This is a genomic window from Aquimarina sp. 433 (assembly GCF_054054605.1).
Genome location: NZ_JBSWZK010000026.1, coordinates 1 through 2,072, shown reverse-complemented (window position 1 = coordinate 2,072; position 2,072 = coordinate 1). Strand labels below are relative to the sequence as shown.

At 30.3% G+C, this 2,072-nt stretch carries 2 protein-coding genes; one reads left to right on the top strand and one right to left on the bottom strand.

Going from position 1 to position 2,072, the window contains the following annotated elements; genetic code table 11:
* Positions 1-267: 267 nt before the first annotated feature.
* Positions 268-642 (bottom strand): hypothetical protein, encoded by a 375-nt coding sequence (locus ACWNT5_RS24180; RefSeq protein WP_299611310.1) that lies wholly within the window; start codon positions 640-642, stop codon positions 268-270.
* A gap of 131 nt (positions 643-773) precedes the next feature.
* Here ACWNT5_RS24180 and xerA point away from each other — a divergent pair, with 131 nt between their 5' ends.
* Positions 774-1,907, top strand: coding sequence for a site-specific tyrosine recombinase/integron integrase (gene xerA / locus ACWNT5_RS24175; protein ID WP_456518847.1), 1,134 nt, complete (start codon positions 774-776; stop codon positions 1,905-1,907).
* Positions 1,908-2,072: the final 165 nt, after the last annotated feature.

Below are 2,072 nucleotides of genomic sequence, written 5' to 3'. Positions count from 1 at the left end.
AAAAGAAGGTAAAAATAAAATGAGTGTACTTAACGCAGTGAGAAATAAAATTATTCATAGAATCTTTGCTATAATAAAAAACCAAACTGCTTATAAAAACAATTTGGTTTTGTCATAGAAATCAGATTGACATCGAAATTCCTTAACTTAATGACATTGATCGCAAACAGGCGGTCGGGCTATCCATTATATCTATTTATACTAGTTGCCTCTTTACATCAGCAAACTATTATAAATAGGATGACATTCCTATCCCTAAAGCAAATCTTAGCTATTCATATACTCTTGCCAAACGACTAAAAGATATTTCTTATGATCTTTTTCTTGTAACTCCATAAAACCAAATTCGTAGCAAAAGAGGTATACCTGTCCTTTTTTATTTTTCCAGTAATGCGTAAAGTATTTAGGATCAAAACCTTCTCTAATCAATTTCTCTTTCCTAATTTTTGCCATACCTGCTCGATTATAATTTTTAAGTATTTTTCTGTTCTTCTTAAGTTGAACATCAATCTTTTTAAACAAGGTATCTTCTTTTTCTTTGGTGCGCTGATAATAAAAAGCTGATCTACAGTAAGAGGAACAAAACTTCTTACCTACTCTTCCTTCCAATTTCTCATTACAATAACTACAATTCCGATTCATAAAACACCTTTCTAAAATAGTGTCTTCAATTCTAAAAATGTTACCTATCCATCGAATTAAACGTTTAATAAACGTTTAATTCGACACTTAGACTTGCTCACATTACGTTCTTTAGTCATATTTGAATATCTATGAAATTCTCAGGCAAACATATTACTCTAAAACATTTATTAATAGATCAACAGAAGATGATTGGTCTACAGTTTTATCAAGACAAAATTATCGAAGCGCTTATAAAAGAACTCCCCAATCCTAGCTGGAGTGAGGAATATGGGATGGTTTATATACAAAACACTAAAGAAAACCTAAACTTAATTTTTAGCACATTCAGAGGTGTAGCCTGGATTAATTGTAACTATTTTTTCAAAAACAGAATCATCAATCCATCGAATAAAGAAGCTGATGTAAGCTGGTTAGAAAAACGTGTAATCAACAAAAATTATCGTCGCTGCCCAGATACTTACTTAGAAAAACTAGTACTAAAGCAATATGCTAAAAACACTATAAAAAATTACGTATCTGCTTTTGAAGCATTTATCAATTATTATAGTGATAAAGATTTTTTAGAGATTAATGAATTAGATATCAAAAACTATCTTAAAGAACAAAATTTACAAGGCAGATCCAATTCCTATATAAATCAAGCTATCAATAGCATAAAGTTTTATTATGAAATTGTATTAGAAATGCCTAATAGATTCTATTATATAGACAGACCTCGAAAACAAAAGCGATTGCCAACGGTATTATCCAAAGAAGAAGTAATTACTATGATTAATAACACTAATAATATCAAACATAAATGTATTATTAGTCTATTATATTCTGCAGGTTTACGAAGAAGTGAATTATTAAATCTAAAAATAACAGATATCGATAGTAATCGGATGCTAGTTATGGTAGCTAATGCCAAAGGTAACAAAGATCGTTATACATTATTATCCAAAACCTTATTACATGATTTAAGAGCATATTATAAAGAATGGAAACCAAAAAACTATCTATTCGAAGGAGTTAATGGTAAACAATATGCTGCCCAAAGTATTGCCAAAATAGTAAAAAATGCTAGCGAAAAAGCGGGTATACTTAAAAAGGTTACTCCGCACACACTACGTCATAGTTTTGCTACCCATTTATTAGAAAATGGTACGGACTTAAGATATATTCAAAGTTTATTAGGACACAGTTCTAGCAAAACAACAGAGATTTACACACATGTCGCTACCAATAGTTTCAGAATGATCAAAAATCCCCTAGATTTGTAGAAAACATAAAGGATATATATCTACCAATAGATATATTCCTACGTTATCCGTGCATTTTAGGAATCTGAAAAGTAGAACGAAAGCAACGAACGGTTAACCACCCAATGACCAGAGTATTTTTGTGATAGTTAAGGACTAATCGAAGAAAAAGCGATTGAAAAACCA

What these genes read in the sequence shown, in the direction of transcription:
- ACWNT5_RS24180 (WP_299611310.1), bottom strand. Translation starts at nt 642, where the DNA reads ATGAATCGGAATTGTAGTTATTGTAATGAGAAATTGGAAGGAAGAGTA.
- xerA (WP_456518847.1), top strand. Translation starts at nt 774, where the DNA reads ATGAAATTCTCAGGCAAACATATTACTCTAAAACATTTATTAATAGAT.